The following is a 16080-nucleotide window of genomic DNA, read 5'->3' as shown; positions in this document are numbered from 1 at the left end:
CTCCTTTGGGCAGGAGCCAGCAAAGGAGATGAGGACGAGCGCACCCGAAGACATGGGTGCAACGATCCTTAAGCTTCCCTTCGCTGGCATTATCCAGATCAGGTTCGGAGGGTATTTCTCACCCGTGCACGGCTGTAGCCATGCGCAGGACCCCTAGCGTTTTGCCGCCTTCGATGAAGGCAGCGGCGTCATTATAGACATGAACCGTGCCTTTACTGCAAGCACTAACGCCTATAATCGGTATCTCGACGAAAGGATAACGATGCGCAAGTGGGTAGCCGCCGCGCTGGCGGCAGCGATGCAGGCGGAGGCGGCGATCGCGGCCGCACCGGAACCAAGGACGGCCACGCCGGCCGAACAGGAGTCGTTCTTCGACTGGTACAACACGCATGCCGCCGCGCAGGGAGGCCGTGGCCTGCTCCGGCCGCAGTTCAACGTGAGCCGTGAAAAAGGAAAACGCGGCAAGCGCCGCGTCACCGCCACCGTCGACGGACCGGCACAGCGCGCCGTGCTGCCGCTGTGCCGCCAGCCGCGCTCCGTGTACGAATACGACCCGCGCGCCGGCAAGGAAACACGCTGGCGCGAAGCCGGCCCGCCGCAGACACTGGTCTGGATCCATCACGCTCCCCAATGCGGCGCCCAGCCCGACACGCCGGTACGATTGTTCCAGCCGCTGGCGGAGATGGACATCCTGATGCTGCTTCAGCAACACCCCGGCATCCTCGGCAGCGCGCGCCTGCTGATGGCGGGTAACACGTCGTGCGCGCCGTCGCGCTCGCGCGGCTACCGGCTCACCGGACTCGATCGTGGCAAGGATGGCTTGCCGGTGCTCGTGTTCGAGAACGACATCGCCGGCGAAGCCCGCGTCTCGGTGCGGCGCACCCGCAACGAACTGCTGCCGTGGAGCGTGACGTGTCCAGCGGGCAGTTAGGCGCCGACGATTGTTGCCTATAGGATACATTCCACTATTCTTCGCTACTTCTGTCTGCTAAGCTTGCGGCTGACTTCCGACGGCCCGGTCCCAGCCGTCATCGATGCCCGAGGCATCACCCACCGTCCCCCAGCCAGTGCGACGCATGCGATGCCCCCGGCATCCTTATCCAGACCATGAGAAAGCGAGGGCCCATGCGGACCAACCTGCCTGTTACCGGCCATGAAGTCCTTCTCCAGGAAGGCAAGACCATCGTTTCGACGACGGACCTGCAAGGCAACATCACTTACGCGAATCCGTACTTCATCCACATTTCCGGCTTCACCGAGGAAGAACTGATCGGCGCGCCGCAAAACATCCTGCGCCACCCGGACATGCCGGCTGAAGCCTTCGCCGACATGTGGCGCTCGATCTGCCGTGGCTATCCGTGGACCGGCATGGTCAAGAACCGCTGCAAGAACGGCGACTTCTACTGGGTGCTGGCCAACGTCACGCCGGTGATCGAGAACGGCAAGCCGGTCGGGTACATGTCGGTGCGCACGCGGCCCAGCCGCGAGATGGTCGAGCAGGCCGCGCAGGCTTACGCCGCGTTCAGGAACGGCAAGGCGCAGGGATTGAAGATCAGCCGCGGCAAGGTGACAGCGGATCGACCGCTGCACCGGCTGGTTGCGCGCATGCGCCTGTCGCTGCCGGCCCGGCTGGTGCTGGCCGGCGCGCTGCCGGCAGTGGTGCTGGCGGCCTGCGCGGCCAGTCTGTTCGGCAACGGCAGCAATCTGCTGGCCACGATTGCCACGCTGGCGGCACTAACTTCGCTGTACCTGGGCTGGACGCTGCATGGCGCGATCGCCGCACCGCTGCGCACGGCCACGGGCCTGGCGCGGCAACTGGCCGGCGGCGACCTGACCGCCACCTTCGAGGCCGCGCGCGACGATGAAACGGGCGAACTGCTGGCCGCGCTGCGCCAGATGAGCATCAACCTGCGCAGCATCATCGGCGACGTGCGCAGCAATTTCGCCATGATCGAGCGGGCCACCGGCGAAATCGCCAGCGGCAACATGGACCTGTCGGGCCGCACCGAGTCGCAGGCATCGAGCCTGCAGGAAACCGCGGCCAGCATGGAACAGCTGAACTCCACCGTGCGGCAAAGCGCCACCAACGTGGCGGATGCCGACCGGCTGGCCGAGCGCGCCTCGGAAATGGCCGGCCAGGGCGGCGACGTGGTCTCGCAGGTCGTCACCACGATGGAAGGCATCAGTGCTTCCTCGCACCGGGTCCTCGACATCATCGGCATCATCGACGGCATCGCCTTCCAGACCAATATCCTGGCGCTGAACGCGGCTGTCGAAGCGGCCCGCGCGGGCGAACAGGGCCGCGGTTTCGCCGTGGTGGCTTCCGAAGTGCGCGCGCTGGCCCAGCGTTCCGCATCCGCGGCCAAGGAGATCAAGACGCTGATCGACCAGTCGATCGACAAGGTGGACGCCGGCACCCGGCTCACCAGCAGCGCCGGCACGATCATGGCCGACGTCATCGCCTCCGTCGCCCAGGTGAAGCAGGTGATGAACGAAATCTCCAACACGGCGTCGGAACAAAGCCTCGGCATCGGCCAGGTCAACCAGGCCGTGGCCTCGATCGACGACATCACGCAGCAGAACGCCGCGCTGGTCGAACAGGCCGCGGCGGCGGCCGGCGAGCTGGTCCAGCAAACGCGCTGCGTGGCGCAGGCCATTGCCGTGTTCAAGGTGGAAGCCCGGCGCGCCGGCCAGCAGCCCCGCGAGCGCGCCAGGCTGGCCGCCTGAAGCCGACAAAACCGGCAAAACCGGTGGCGAAGCAGGGGTTGCGGGGAGCATCGCTCCTCGCCTGCGTAGCGCGGAAGGCCTGCAGGCCTTCTCTCCTCCCAGGCTCCTGTTAATCTGAAACATTTCATCGACGCCAATGAGAGCACGCCGCAGCGCTGCGCTGCGCTGCGGAAATATTCCCAGAAAACCGGTGTCTGTCACCGGTTTTCTTTTTTCCGCGGCATCGGGGTACGCCGGCCGCTTTATAATGGTCGTTTTCGCCAAAATTACATCCCGGATCATGGAATTAGCCAAGTCTTTCGAGCCTGCCGACATTGAACAGTTCTGGCGCAGCGAATGGGAGAAGCGCGGTTACTACGCCGCTTCGATGGACCTCTCGCAGCCCTCCTTCAGCATCCAGCTGCCACCGCCGAACGTGACCGGCACGCTGCACATGGGCCACGCGTTCAACCAGACGATCATGGATGGCCTGACCCGCTACCACCGCATGCTGGGCCATAACACGGCATGGATTCCGGGAACCGACCACGCCGGCATCGCCACGCAGATCGTCGTCGAGCGCCAGCTCGACGCGCAGAAGATCTCGCGCCATGACCTGGGCCGCGAAAAGTTCGTTGAAAAGGTCTGGGAGTGGAAGGAAAAATCCGGTTCGACGATCACCGGCCAGATGCGCCGCCTCGGCACCTCGCCGGACTGGAACCGCGAGTACTTCACGATGGACGAGCCGCGCTCGAAGGTCGTCTCGGAAGTGTTCGTGCGCCTGTTCGAACAGGGCCTGATCTACCGCGGCAAGCGCCTGGTGAACTGGGATCCGGTGCTGGGCACCGCCGTTTCCGACCTGGAAGTGGTATCGGAAGAAGAAGACGGCTCGATGTGGTACATCAAGTACCCGCTGGCCGACGGCAGCGGCACGCTGACGGTGGCGACCACCCGCCCGGAAACGATGCTGGGCGACGTGGCCGTGGCAGTCGACCCGACCGACGAGCGCTATGAAGCGCTGGTGGGCAAGCTGCTCAAGCTGCCGCTGACCGATCGCGAAATCCCCGTCATCGCCGACTCCTATGTCGACAAGGCGTTCGGCACCGGCTGCGTGAAGATCACGCCGGCGCACGATTTCAACGACTACGCGGTGGGCCAGCGCCACAACCTGGACATGCCGTCGATCCTGACGCTGGATGCGAAGATCGCCGACAACGCGCCGGAAGCCTACCGTGGCCTGGACCGCTTCGCCGCGCGCAAGCAGATCGTCGCCGACCTGGAAGCGCTGGGCCTGCTGGAACAGGTCAAGCCGCACAAGCTGATGGTGCCGCGCGGCGACCGTACCGGCGTGGTCATCGAACCGATGCTGACGGACCAGTGGTTCGTCGCCATGAGCAAGCCGGCACCGGAAGGCACGTTCAATCCGGGCAAGTCGATCACCGACGTGGCATTGGAAAAAGTCGCCTCGGGCGAAATCAAATTCGTGCCGGAAAACTGGACCACGACATACAACCAGTGGCTGAACAACATCCAGGACTGGTGCATCTCGCGCCAGCTGTGGTGGGGCCACCAGATCCCGGCGTGGTACGACGAAGCCGGCAATATCTTCGTCGCACGCACCGAGGAAGAGGCACTGGCCAAGCAGCAGGCGGCCGGCAGCACCGGCGCGCTGCGCCGCGACAGCGACGTGCTGGACACGTGGTTCTCGTCCGCGCTGGTGCCGTTCTCCACGCTGGGCTGGCCGGAAGAGACCCCTGACCTGAAGGCGTTCCTGCCCTCCTCCGTGCTGGTGACGGGCTTCGACATCATCTTCTTCTGGGTCGCCCGGATGGTGATGATGACCGCCCACTTCACCGGCAAGGTGCCGTTCGAGACCGTGTACGTGCACGGCCTGGTGCGCGACTCGCAGGGCCAGAAGATGTCGAAATCGAAGGGCAACACGCTCGACCCGATCGACCTGATCGACGGCATCGGCATCGAGGAACTGGTGGCCAAGCGCACCACGGGCCTGATGAATCCGAAGGCCGCGGAAAAGATCGCCAAGGCCACGCGCAAGGAATTCCCGGAAGGGATCGCGGCCTACGGTACCGACGCGGTGCGCTTCACGATGGCCAGCTATGCTTCGCTGGGCCGCAACATCAACTTCGACCTGGGCCGCGCCGAAGGCTACCGCAATTTCTGCAACAAGCTGTGGAACGCCACCCGCTTCGTGCTGATGAACACGGAAGGCAAGGATTGCAGCGCCAGCGATGCGGACCTGTCGCCGGCCGACAAATGGATCGTCTCGCTGCTCAATCGCACCGAGCAGGAAGTGGCGAAGGGCTTTGCCGACTACCGCTTCGACAATATCGCCACGGCGATCTACAAGTTCGTGTGGGACGAGTACTGCGACTGGTACCTGGAACTGGCCAAGGTGCAGGTACAGCAGGGCACCGAGGGCCAGCAGCGCGCCACCCGCAACACGCTGCTGCGCGTGCTGGAAGTGGTGCTGCGCCTGGCGCACCCGGTGATCCCGTTCGTGACCGAACAGCTGTGGCAGACGGTTGCGCCTCTCGCTGATAATGGGAAAAATGAAGGCGACACCGAAGGCAAGTCGATCATGGTGCAGCCGTACCCGATCGCCAACGAAGCCGCCATCGATACGGCCGCCGAGGCATGGATCGCCGAGCTGAAGGGCCTGACCGATGCGACGCGCAACCTGCGCGGCGAAATGAAGCTGTCGCCGTCGGTGCGCGTGCCGCTGATCGTCGAAGCCACCGCTGCCGACAAGGACAAGGTCGCCGCCTTCGCACCGTACATCCAGATGCTGGGCAAGCTGTCCGAAGTGCAGATCGTCGATGCGCTGCCGGAGTCGCCGGCCGCCGTGTCCGTGGTCGGCACCACCAAGCTGATGCTGAAGGTGGAGATCGACGTGAAGGCCGAACGCGAGCGCCTGTCGAAGGAAATCGCCCGCCTGGAAGGCGAAGTGGCCAAGGCTTCCGGCAAGCTGTCCTCGGAGAGCTTCGTGGCGCGTGCCCCTGCTGCCGTGGTGGCGCAGGAGAAGGAACGCGTCGCCACCTTCTCGGCCACGCTCGACAAGCTGCGCGAGCAATTCGCCAAACTGCCGGCCGAGTAAGTTTTTTTTTCGGTTTGCAAAGCCGGACCGGGTTCGCCCGCTCCGGCTTTTTTGTCGGCTGCGCTACACTGCGCGGACAATCATTCCAAGGAGACGCCGATGCGAGCCGCGCGCTGCACCGCCCCGCTGTTTTTCACCCTTTCCCTTCTTGCCACCGCCCTGCCCGCGCTTGCCGGTAACGCTTCCGCCGTCGGCCTGTGGAAAAGCATCGACGACCAGACCGGCAAGCCGAAGGCCGACATCCGCATCAGCGAGTCGAACGGCGTGTTGAAGGGGCGCGTCGAAAAGCTGTACCGCGCCCCTGGCGAAGACCAGCATCCGACCTGCGACAACTGCAAGGGCGAGGACAAGGGCCGGCCCGTCATCGGGCTGTCGATCATCGACGGCATGAAGAAGGATGGCGACGCCTACGGCGGCGGCACCATCCTCGACCCGGAAAACGGCAAGGTCTACAAGAGCAGGATGAAGCTGCTGGAAGGCGGCGCGAAGCTGGAAGTGCGCGGCTATATCGGCATACCGGCGCTGGGCCGGTCGCAGACGTGGATCAGGCAGGAGTAGGCAGGCAGGGGCATACAGGCAGGAACGGGCACCGCGGAGGCTGAAGAGCCGGCAAAAAAACGGGGGCCGAAGCCCCCAAAGTTACAACACTTCCTGCCACTTGGCGCTGGCGGAGCCGTTTCCGGCCGACCCGTGAAACCGGCTCCTGTCTGGTATCCGCCGCCCCTGTCCGCGAAGCGACGAACGTTCGTGTGATGCTTTCATCGTGTGATGCTTTCATTATGGGCATCGGCATCGCATAAGGGTTCAGTGAGATTGCCGCAAATTTGTAAGCGGCCCGCGACAAACCGCGCTGCCACGAAATATCAGAGACGGACAATGGCGTCCATAGGCGAATTGCCCGGAACTTGTCAGCCCGGGCACGACAATTGAAGGCAGGCCGGGCGCCCGGCAGCCGTCCTGCAGCTATCCGGCCGGGCGCTATTTGCCCAGGCGTCTCGTCAGGCGGATCTCGAACAGTTTCGGCCACCGCTTGCCGGTGACGAACAGGCGGCGGCCCTTGCTGTCCCAGGCTATGCCGTTCAGCACATTGTCCGAACCCGGCGCGGTACCGGCCAGTTCGTCGAGCCCGCTCAGGTCGATCCAGCCGCGCACCTGGCCGGTCGACGGATCGATCCGGGCGATGCGGTCGGTCTGCCAGATGTTGGCGAAGATCTCGTTGCCCACCCATTCGAGTTCGTTGATCTGCGCCACCGGAATGCCGTCGGCCGTGACGCGGATGCGGCGCAGCACGCCCATCGTGGCCGGATCGAGCACGCGGAGGAAGGCGGTGCCATCGCTCATGTACAGCACCTTGCCGTCGCCGGTCAGCCCCCAGCCCTGGCCCTGGTAGCCGAACGAACCCACCTGCTCGAACGTGTCGATGTCGAAGACGAATCCCTGTTCGTTGGTCCACGTGAGACTGAAGATGCGCTCGCCGACGGGGGCGATGCCCTCGCCGAAATAATTGGCCGGCAAGTCGCGTTTTTGCAGTACCTCGCCCGTTTCCAGTTCCACCTTGCGGATCGACGAGGCGCCATACTGGCCGGTGCTTTCGTACAGCACGTCGTCGCGATAGAACAGGCCCTGCGTGAAGGCGGCCGCGTCGTGCGGATAGGTGTTCTTGACAACATAGCCATAGACGGGCACGGCGGCCTGCACGACAGCGCTGCAGGCCAGCGCCAGCGCGGCAACGAATGTTTTCATCAGCATGGTCGGCCTCCGGCGATCGGGTGAATTACTTATTGAACCATTATTTCTTCAAATGGCGGCGCAGGTGGCCGTCCAGCGCGTTGGCAAAACGCTGGCGGTCCGCCTGCCCATATGCCGACGGGCCGCCCGTATCGACGCCGCTGCCACGCAGTTCGTCCATGAAGGCGCGCATCGTCAGTTGTTGCGCGATGTTGTCCGGCGTATAGAAGTCGCCGCGCGGGTTGAGCGCATGGGCGCCTTTTTCCAGTATATCCGCCGCCAGCGGAATGTCAGCCGTAATCACCAGGTCGCCCGCTTCGGCCAGGCGCACGATTTCGCGGTCGGCCACGTCGAAGCCGGCAGGCACCTGCACCGAGCGCACATATTTCGACGGCGGCACCCGCAGCAGCTGGTTGGCCACCAGCGTGACGTCGACCTGCACGCGGTCGGCCACGCGGTACAGGATTTCCTTGACGGCGCCCGGGCAGGCGTCGGCATCGACCCAGATCCTCATGGCATCCCTCGCATTACCACAGTTCGCCGGTGAGGCTGGTGCGCGGCGGCTTCAGGCCGAAGTGCTCGTAGGCGGCCGGCGTTGCCACGCGGCCGCGCGGCGTGCGCTGCAGATAGCCCTGCTGGATCAGGTAGGGTTCCAGCACGTCCTCGATCGTGTCGGCGGCTTCGCCGATCGCCGCAGCCAGGTTGCCGATGCCGACCGGGCCGCCGTTGAACTTGAACAGCACGGCTTCGAGCAGCTTGCGGTCCATCACGTCGAAACCGACCGTGTCCACGTCGAGCATCACCAGCGCGGCATCGGCCACGTCCTTCGTGATGTCGCCATTGCCTTTCACTTCCGCGTAATCGCGCACGCGGCGCAGCAGGCGGTTGGCGATGCGCGGCGTACCGCGCGCGCGGCGGGCGATTTCATGCGCGCCCGTGTCGTCGATGTTTGCCTTCAGCAGCGCGGCGCTGCGCGTGACGATCTTCGCCAGTTCCTCGGTTGTATAGAACTCCAGGCGCGCGACGATGCCGAAGCGGTCGCGCAGCGGGTTGGTCAGCATGCCGGCGCGGGTGGTGGCGCCCACCAGCGTGAACGGCTGCAGGTCCAGTTTCACGGAGCGGGCGGCCGGGCCTTCGCCGATCATGATGTCGATCTGGTAATCCTCCAGCGCCGGATAGAGGATTTCCTCGACGACCGGCGACAGGCGGTGGATCTCGTCGATGAACAGCACGTCGTTCGCTTCGAGGTTGGTCAGCAGCGCGGCCAGGTCGCCGGGGCGCTCCAGCACGGGGCCGGACGTCTGGCGCAGGTTGACGCCCATCTCGCGGGCAATGATGTTGGCCAGCGTGGTCTTGCCCAGGCCCGGCGGGCCGAACAGCAGCGTGTGGTCCAGTGCCTCGCTGCGCTTCTTGGCGGCGGAAATGAAGATCTCGAGCTGTTCGCGGATCTTCTGCTGGCCCACGTATTCGTCGAGCAGCTTGGGGCGCAGCGCGCGTTCGATCGCTTCCTCGTTCGGCGACGAGGGGGCGGCATCGATGATGCGCTGTTCGGTGAAACTATCTGTCTGAATGCTCATCGCTCATTTTCCCCATCAACCCTTCGACAGTGCTTTCAGCGCCTGCTTGATGCCATCGGACACCGAGGCGCCGGCCGGCACGGTCTTCAGCGCCAGCAGCGCTTCCTTGTCCGAATAACCGAGCGCGATCAGCGCGTTCAGGATATCGGTCTGCGCATCCGGCACCGCGGCAACGCCGCCCACGCTGCCCAGGTCCGCGCCCAGCTTGCCCTTCAGTTCCAGCAGCAGGCGCTCGGCGGTCTTCTTGCCGATGCCGGGTATCTTGACGAGGCGCCCCGCTTCCTGGCGCGTGACGGCCTGCGACAGGTCGGCGATCGACATGCCGGACAGGATGGCCAGCGCCATGCGCGCGCCGATGCCGCTGATCTTGATGAGCTGCCGGAAGACGACGCGTTCCTCCGCATGGCCGAAGCCGTACAGCAGGTGGGCATCCTCGCGCACGGTCAAATGGGTGAACAGCATCACGCGCTCGCCCGTGTGCGGCAGGTTGTAGAAGGTGCTCATCGGCACGTCGACCTCGTAGCCGACCCCTTGCACGTCGATCAGCAACTGGGGCGGATTTTTTTCAAGCAGAACACCGGAGAGACGTCCGATCATGGCGCAGCCTTACGTTTTCAAAAGATGGGAAGAGTTTAGCCGACCAGGCGGCCGCGCTTCATGTGCAGTTGTGTCATGCCCGTGGCGGCAATGGCCGCCAGCGTGTCGTGCGAATTGGCGTGGCAGATCGCGACGCCGAGCGCGTCGGCCGCGTCGGTGCCGGGCAGCCCGGGCAGCGTCAGCAGGCGCGCCACCATCTGCTGCACCTGTTCCTTGGCGGCCTTGCCGGTGCCGGTCACGGCCTGCTTGATTTGGGTGGGCGAATATTCGGCCACCGACAGCGCCCCGCTGACCAGCCCGCAAATGGCCGCGCCGCGGGCCTGGCCCAGCAGCAGCGTGGATTGGGGATTGACGTTGACGAACACTTTTTCGATGGCGGCGCAGTCCGGCTGGTAAGTGGCCGTGAGTTCCATGACGCCGTCGAGGATGACCTTCAGGCGCGTGGGCAAATCCCCTTCGCCGCTCTTGATGGTGCCGGAAGCGATGTAGCGCAGCTTGGTGCCCTGCTTGTGGATGACGCCAAAGCCGGTGGTACGCAGGCCGGGGTCGATGCCGAGAATGATCATCTGGGGATTATATGCAGGAAAGAAAGCGCCCGCTACTCGCGGGCGCCGAATGGTGCAGAAACTACTGTCGGGCCCGTGTCCCGGTGCCAGGCACGGTGACACGGGCCCGGCAGTGAATCAATGGCGGAAGTGACGCGTGCCGGTGTACAGCATCACGACACCGCGCTCGTCGGCGGCATCGATCACTTCCTGGTCGCGCATCGAGCCGCCCGGCTGGATCACGCAGGTCGCGCCGGCGTCCACCACCACGTCCAGGCCGTCGCGGAACGGGAAGAAGGCATCGGAAGCCACCACGGAACCGGCCAGCGCCAGCCCGGCGTTCTGCGCCTTGATCGAGGCGATGCGGGCCGAATCGATGCGGCTCATCTGGCCGGCGCCCACGCCCAGCGTCATGTTGTTACCGCAGAAGACGATCGCATTCGACTTCACGAACTTCGCCACTTTCCAGGCGAACATCAGGTCGGCCAGCTGCTGCGGGGTCGGCTGCTTCTTCGTCACCACGCGGGTGTCGGCCAGCAGCACGTTCCTGGCATCGGCCGACTGCACCAGCAGGCCGCCGCCCACGCGCTTGAAGTCGAACGGGTTGACACCCCTCATTTGCTCACTTGGCAGGGCGATCTCCAGCAGGCGCACGTTCTGCTTGGCGGACATGATCTTCTTCGCTTCTTCCGTGAACGACGGCGCGATCAGCACTTCGACGAACAGCTTGGCCAGTTCGGTTGCCGCCGCGGCGTCGACTTCCACGTTGAAGGCGATGATGCCGCCGAACGCCGAAGTCGGGTCGGTCTGCAGCGCGCGGCTGTAGGCTTCCACGGCCGAGCCGCCCAGCGCGACGCCGCACGGGTTGGCGTGCTTGACGATCACGCAGGCTGCCGGCTGGTCCATGCCGGTGAAGCTCTTCACGCATTCCCAGGCCGCGTCGGCGTCGGCGATGTTATTGAACGACAGCTCCTTGCCCTGCAGCTGGCGGTAGTTCGCCAGCGCGCCCGGCACGGCCTTCGTATCGCGGTAGAACGCGGCGCCCTGGTGCGGGTTTTCGCCGTAACGCATGTCCTGCACCTTCTCGAACGCCACGTTCAGCGTCTGCGGGAACGCGCCGCGGCTGGCGTGCGAGCGGTCCGGGCCCAGGCTGGACAGGTAGTTCGTGATCGCGCCGTCGTAGGCGGCGGTGTGCGCGTACACCTTCTTTGCCAGGTTGAAGCGCGTTTCGTAGCTGATGTAGCCCGGCGAGTTATCCGTGGTCTTCATCTCGGCCAGGATGTGGCCATAGTCGGCCGGGTCGCAGATCACCACGACATCCTTGTGGTTCTTCGCCGCGGAGCGCAGCATGGCCGGGCCGCCGATGTCGATGTTCTCGATGGCGTCGTCCAGCGTGCAGTCATCCTTGGCCACCGTGGCCTGGAACGGGTACAGGTTGACGACGACCATGTCGATCGTTGGAATGCCATGTTCATCCAGCTTGGCCATGTGTTCCGGGAAGTCGCGGCGGGCAAGGATGCCGCCGTGTACTTTCGGGTGCAGCGTCTTCACGCGGCCATCGAGCATTTCCGGGAAGCCGGTGTAGTCGGCGACTTCGGTCACGACCAGGCCGTTTTCCTGCAGCAGCTTGGCGGTACCGCCGGTGGACAGGAGTTTGACGCCCATCGCCGACAGTGCACGGGCGAAATCGAGAACGCCGGTCTTGTCGGAAACGGAAAGGAGAGCTTGTTTGATCATGGCTGTAGTCCAGGTTGAAAATTCTTGTTATCGAGCGCCCGCCGGCACGAAGTGGCCGCCGCAGCCACTCCCAAGGGCCGGACGAAAAGCCTTACAGCAGGCCGTGCTCCTGCAACTTCTTGCGCAGCGTATTGCGGTTGATGCCCAGCATTTGCGCGGCATGCGACTGGTTGCCGTCGGCGCGGTGCATCACCACTTGCAGGATCGGCCGTTCGACGGTCATCACGACCATGTCGTAGATGTTCGACGGTTGCTGTTCGCCCAGGTCGTTGAAATACTCTTCGAGGCTCTTCGTGACAACTTCCTGGATACTTTCTTTGCTCATGTTCTTCTATTTAACGTAATAATTTGCCGATCTGGCGCCATGTCAGGCGGCCAGCATGTCTTCGGCGAGGCGGTATTGTAACCGCTCGCCATGCTTCCACTGGGATTCGAAGAAGCCGTCCACGGCGCGCAATTGGTCGGTGGTGGACTCGAGGCGGTTCATCTCCTGCCGGAAATCCTCCCCGCCCGGGAGGTCGCGCACATACCAGCCGATATGCTTGCGCGCGGTGCGCACACCCAGGTATTCGCCATAGAAGGCGTAGTGGGCGCGCAGGTGTTCGTCCATCAGCTTGCGCACTTCGGCCACCAGCGGCGGTGGCAGGTGCGTGCCGGTACGCAGGTAATGGTCGATCTCGCGGAAAATCCAGGGCCGGCCCTGGGCGGCGCGGCCGACCATCACCGCATCGGCGCCCGTCCGGTCCAGCACGAAGCGGGCCTTTTCGGGCGTGGTGATGTCGCCGTTGGCCACTACCGGGATGCCGACGGCTGCCTTGACGGCGGCGATGGTGTCGTATTCCGCATCGCCGGTATAGCCGTCGGCGCGGGTGCGGCCGTGCAGCGTCAGCATGCGGATGCCGGCATCCTCGGCGATGCGGGCGATGTTCAGTGCGTTCTTGTTCGCGCGGTCCCAGCCGGTGCGGAACTTCAGCGTGACGGGCACATCGACCGCGCCGACCACGGCATGCAGGATCTTTTCGACCAGGTCCTCGAACTGCAACAGCGCCGAGCCGCACCAGTTGTTGCACACCTTTTTCACGGGACAGCCCATGTTGATGTCGATGATCTGGGCGCCCTTGTCCACGTTGAACCGGGCGCAATCGGCCAGTTCCTGCGGATCGGAACCGGCGATCTGCACCGCCTTCGGCTCCATTTCGCCGGTGTGGTCGGTACGGCGAGCACTTTTCTCGCTGGCCCATACGCGCGGGTTGGCCGCGGCCATTTCCGAGACGGCATAGCCGGCCCCGAGTTCCTTGCAGAGTTGCCGGAATGGCCTGTCCGTCACGCCCGCCATTGGGGCCACGAACACGTTGTTGCGCAGTTGATAAGGACCGATTTGCACTTGGGTATCAAAGGAGACTTGCCAGAGGAACCTGCAATTCTAACCCAAGCGCTGCTCAATTAATACGCACGAATCTGTATTAAACGGACAAGTGTGCAGCTTTCCGGTTATGAAACAAGGAGTTATATAGGGAAATTTTTCGGACGAACGTGCCGGTGCCGGCCCTGCCCAATCGTGGTTGACATAACGCCAATGCTGTCCGATCATCGCGATAGCGCTAACACTGGCGTGGTAGCTAACAAAAACGATCATGGAGATGAGCACGGAGATGACGATGATGCCCCTGACCGCGCGGCGCCCTGCCGGCAGCCCCCCTACCCGGCTGGCCTCGGCCATTGCTTCCGCCTTCCTGCTGGCCGGCATGGCGGCCACTGCCAGCGCTGCGCCGCTCGCGACACTCGACCGCAACGGCGCGTTCGTGTCGGTCGAGGCCTATGGCCCGAACATCGTGCACGTGACGATCGCGGTGGACAAGGCCGAGGTATTGAAAGGCCCGGGGTACGGGATCATCGCGCAGCACGCCGATAACAAGGCCTTCCAGCATCGCCCGGCCGCCGATGGCGACACGTTCACGTCGAGCGGCATGACGCTGCGGATCAACCCGCCGGCGGTGCCGTCGATTCCCACGCAAAGCCAGAAATACTTCGCGCCGTCGCTGGCGCCGGTCGGGCTGGACGTGCGCAACGCGCAGGGGCAGCAGATCCTGAAGATGACGGGCTGGGAGATGTCGCCGCAAACCGTCAATGAAGAAAAAACCTGGCAGGTCGGCGCCGAGTTCCACGCGCCGGCCGACGAGCATTACTACGGCATGGGCCAGAACCAGGAATCGCTGTCCGGACTGGACCTGCGCGGCCGCACGCTCGACTGCAAGCACTGGTACGACGCGCCCGGCGGCGAAACCGTGTGCGTGCCGTTCATGGTGTCGTCGAAAGGGTATGGCATCGTGTGGGACAACCCGTCCGCCACGCGGTTCAGCGCAGGCGTGCTGGGTACCACGCGCTTCCAGTCCAACGTGGGCGAACGGGTCAGCTTCTTCATCATTACCGGCAAGAACGCCGACGAACTGTATTCCGGCTACGCGCGGGTGACGGGCAAGACGCCGATCCCGCCCAAGGCCGCGTTCGGCCTGATCCAGTCGAAGGCGCGCTACGACAGCCAGGACCAGGTGCTGCGCATCGCCAAGACTTACCGCGAGAAGCGCTACCCGCTCGACATCATGGTGGTCGACTGGTTCTACTGGACGCGGATGGGCCAGCTCGACATCGACCCGGCGCAGTTCCCCGATCCGGAAGGCATGAACAAGCAGCTGCACGACATGGGCATGCAGTCGATCATCTCGATCTGGCCCCGCTTCGAGACGGCGGGCCGCTATTTTAACGAGCTGGACGCCAAGGGCTACATGCTGAAGGACAAGGACGGCAAGACGCAGGACGGCTTGCCGTTCCGTTCCGACCGTACCGGCGGGCTGATCGACTCGACCAACCCGGCTGCCCGCAAATGGTTCTTTGAAAAGGTGCGCGACAACGTGCTGTCGCGCGGCTTCGATTACCCGTGGCTGGACGAAACCGAACCGGACCTGGTACCGGACGGCTTCCGCTATTCGATCGGGACAGGCGACCGCTACCGCAACCTGTATCCGCTGGTGCACACCGAAGGCTTTGCCGAGGGCATGCGCGCGTGGAAGCCGAACCGCCGCGTGCTGATCCTGTCGCGCGCCGCGTATCTCGGCTCGCAGCGGACCGGTGCGCTGTTCTGGTCGTCGGACATCAAATCCACGTGGGAAGCACTGGCGCGCCAGGTTCCGGCCGGCCTGAACATGACCGCTTCGGGCATCGCCTACTGGGGCAACGACATCGGCGGCTGGCAAAACCTGCCGCAGACGACCGAAGCCACCAAGGCGCCGCTGCTCGATCCGTCGGATGCCCGCAATGTCGTCGGCCAGAACCACGACTACCCGGAACTGCACACCCGCTGGTTCCAGTACGGCACATTCACGCCCACCCTGCGCCTGCACGGCTCGCGCAAGGAAGCGGAACTGTGGTCGTTCGGCAAGCAGGCCGAGGCGGTGATGGCGAAGTTCAACGCCCTGCGCTACCAGCTGATTCCCTATATCTACAGCCAGGCGAAGATGACGTACGACACCGGTGCGCCGTTCATGCGCCCGCTGTGGATGGACTTCGGCACCGATCCGAACGTGGCCAACATCGGCACGCAGTACATGTTCGGCCCGGCGTTCCTGGTGGCGCCGGTGACGGAGCAGGGGCAGACGGAAAAGAATGTCTACCTGCCGGCGGGCACCGACTGGTATGACTGGTGGACCAATGAAAAGCTGGCCGGCGGGCAGTGGGTGAAGGTGGCCGCACCGATCGACCGGATCCCCGTCTTCGTCAAGGCCGGCTCGATCGTGCCGCTGGGCGCCGCCGTGCAGTCGACCGCCGGCAAGCAGGCGATCGAGCAGATCCTCGTCTACCCGGGCGCCGGCGATGCCGAGTTCACGCTGTACGACGACGACGGCCTGTCGTACGACTACGAGAAGGGCAAGGGCGTGGTCAGCGGCAAGCTGCGCTGGAAGCAGTCGGACGGCACGCTGAGCGCCAGCGGCGGCCCCTCCGGCTTCTCCGCCGCGGCACCGAAGCTGGTCAAGGTGATCGGCCGCTAAGGCAAAACCGGTGACAGGCTCCGGTTTTTTGG

The 16080-nt window shown here is 64.4% G+C and carries 13 protein-coding genes and 1 riboswitch; of the genes, 5 read left to right on the top strand and 8 right to left on the bottom strand.

Translation table 11 applies throughout. The features are described from left to right. Window positions 1-58: 58 nt before the first annotated feature. A riboswitch (TPP riboswitch) is annotated at window positions 59-165 on the bottom strand. A gap of 97 nt (window positions 166-262) precedes the next feature. The 4 genes from FHS02_RS26955 (at window position 263) to FHS02_RS26940 (ending at window position 6379) form a co-directional block, all read left to right on the top strand. After that, on the top strand, window positions 263-931 hold the full coding sequence (locus FHS02_RS26955; protein ID WP_137316125.1) for a hypothetical protein: 669 nt from the start codon (window positions 263-265) through the stop codon (window positions 929-931). Between the two features lie 194 nt (window positions 932-1125). Then, a complete protein-coding gene (locus FHS02_RS26950) occupies window positions 1126-2727 on the top strand; it encodes a methyl-accepting chemotaxis protein (RefSeq protein ID WP_137316124.1) in 1602 nt (533 codons plus the stop codon). Window positions 2728-3007: 280 nt separating this feature from the next. After that, window positions 3008-5821, top strand: a complete 2814-nt coding sequence (locus FHS02_RS26945) for a valine--tRNA ligase (protein ID WP_137316123.1) — start codon at window positions 3008-3010, stop codon at window positions 5819-5821. Between the two features lie 99 nt (window positions 5822-5920). After that, entirely contained in the window at window positions 5921-6379 is a 459-nt protein-coding gene (locus FHS02_RS26940; RefSeq protein ID WP_137316122.1) for a DUF2147 domain-containing protein, read from the top strand. A gap of 420 nt (window positions 6380-6799) precedes the next feature. Here the strand turns inward: FHS02_RS26940 and FHS02_RS26935 are convergent, their stop codons facing one another. The 8 genes from FHS02_RS26935 to dusB all read right to left on the bottom strand — a co-directional run bounded on the left by FHS02_RS26935 (window position 6800) and on the right by dusB (window position 13389). Beyond that, entirely contained in the window at window positions 6800-7570 is a 771-nt protein-coding gene (locus tag FHS02_RS26935) for a glutaminyl-peptide cyclotransferase (RefSeq protein ID WP_217496858.1), read from the bottom strand. A 40-nt stretch (window positions 7571-7610) separates the two neighbouring features. Beyond that, window positions 7611-8063, bottom strand: coding sequence for a YaiI/YqxD family protein (locus FHS02_RS26930; protein ID WP_137316121.1), 453 nt, complete (start codon window positions 8061-8063; stop codon window positions 7611-7613). A gap of 13 nt (window positions 8064-8076) precedes the next feature. Continuing rightward, window positions 8077-9126 carry a Holliday junction branch migration DNA helicase RuvB gene (ruvB, locus tag FHS02_RS26925; RefSeq protein WP_137316120.1) on the bottom strand — a complete coding sequence of 350 codons (1050 nt, stop codon included), beginning with the start codon at window positions 9124-9126 and terminating at the stop codon, window positions 8077-8079. A 15-nt stretch (window positions 9127-9141) separates the two neighbouring features. After that, the gene (gene ruvA, locus FHS02_RS26920) at window positions 9142-9723 is read right to left on the bottom strand and encodes a Holliday junction branch migration protein RuvA (protein ID WP_137316119.1); all 582 of its coding nucleotides are present in this window, start codon (window positions 9721-9723) and stop codon (window positions 9142-9144) included. Between the two features lie 35 nt (window positions 9724-9758). Then, the gene (gene ruvC, locus FHS02_RS26915) at window positions 9759-10289 is read right to left on the bottom strand and encodes a crossover junction endodeoxyribonuclease RuvC (RefSeq protein ID WP_137316118.1); all 531 of its coding nucleotides are present in this window, start codon (window positions 10287-10289) and stop codon (window positions 9759-9761) included. Window positions 10290-10406: 117 nt separating this feature from the next. Further along, a complete protein-coding gene (gene purH / locus FHS02_RS26910; protein WP_137316117.1) occupies window positions 10407-12005 on the bottom strand; it encodes a bifunctional phosphoribosylaminoimidazolecarboxamide formyltransferase/IMP cyclohydrolase in 1599 nt (532 codons plus the stop codon). A gap of 91 nt (window positions 12006-12096) precedes the next feature. Next, entirely contained in the window at window positions 12097-12330 is a 234-nt protein-coding gene (locus FHS02_RS26905; RefSeq protein ID WP_131147721.1) for a helix-turn-helix domain-containing protein, read from the bottom strand. Between the two features lie 42 nt (window positions 12331-12372). Then, complete coding sequence (gene dusB, locus FHS02_RS26900) at window positions 12373-13389, bottom strand: tRNA dihydrouridine synthase DusB (protein WP_137316116.1); 1017 nt, start codon at window positions 13387-13389, stop codon at window positions 12373-12375. A gap of 274 nt (window positions 13390-13663) precedes the next feature. Here dusB and FHS02_RS26895 point away from each other — a divergent pair, with 274 nt between their 5' ends. After that, entirely contained in the window at window positions 13664-16048 is a 2385-nt protein-coding gene (locus FHS02_RS26895; protein ID WP_217496857.1) for a glycoside hydrolase family 31 protein, read from the top strand. Window positions 16049-16080 lie beyond the last annotated feature (32 nt).

Source organism: Pseudoduganella umbonata (genome assembly GCF_014192225.1).
GTDB classification, from domain to species: domain Bacteria; phylum Pseudomonadota; class Gammaproteobacteria; order Burkholderiales; family Burkholderiaceae_D; genus Rugamonas; species Rugamonas umbonata.
This window is presented reverse-complemented; position numbering and strand designations above follow the sequence as displayed.

Coding starts and splice junctions, on each gene's coding strand:
- ruvA (WP_137316119.1), bottom strand. CDS start 9,723: ATGATCGGACGTCTCTCCGGTGTTCTGCTTGAAAAAAATCCGCCCCAG.
- FHS02_RS26955 (WP_137316125.1), top strand. CDS start 263: ATGCGCAAGTGGGTAGCCGCCGCGCTGGCGGCAGCGATGCAGGCGGAG.
- ruvB (WP_137316120.1), bottom strand. CDS start 9,126: ATGAGCATTCAGACAGATAGTTTCACCGAACAGCGCATCATCGATGCC.
- FHS02_RS26945 (WP_137316123.1), top strand. CDS start 3,008: ATGGAATTAGCCAAGTCTTTCGAGCCTGCCGACATTGAACAGTTCTGG.
- FHS02_RS26905 (WP_131147721.1), bottom strand. CDS start 12,330: ATGAGCAAAGAAAGTATCCAGGAAGTTGTCACGAAGAGCCTCGAAGAG.
- FHS02_RS26930 (WP_137316121.1), bottom strand. CDS start 8,063: ATGAGGATCTGGGTCGATGCCGACGCCTGCCCGGGCGCCGTCAAGGAA.
- FHS02_RS26950 (WP_137316124.1), top strand. CDS start 1,126: ATGCGGACCAACCTGCCTGTTACCGGCCATGAAGTCCTTCTCCAGGAA.
- purH (WP_137316117.1), bottom strand. CDS start 12,005: ATGATCAAACAAGCTCTCCTTTCCGTTTCCGACAAGACCGGCGTTCTC.
- FHS02_RS26895 (WP_217496857.1), top strand. CDS start 13,664: ATGATGCCCCTGACCGCGCGGCGCCCTGCCGGCAGCCCCCCTACCCGG.
- FHS02_RS26935 (WP_217496858.1), bottom strand. CDS start 7,570: ATGCTGATGAAAACATTCGTTGCCGCGCTGGCGCTGGCCTGCAGCGCT.
- ruvC (WP_137316118.1), bottom strand. CDS start 10,289: ATGATCATTCTCGGCATCGACCCCGGCCTGCGTACCACCGGCTTTGGC.
- FHS02_RS26940 (WP_137316122.1), top strand. CDS start 5,921: ATGCGAGCCGCGCGCTGCACCGCCCCGCTGTTTTTCACCCTTTCCCTT.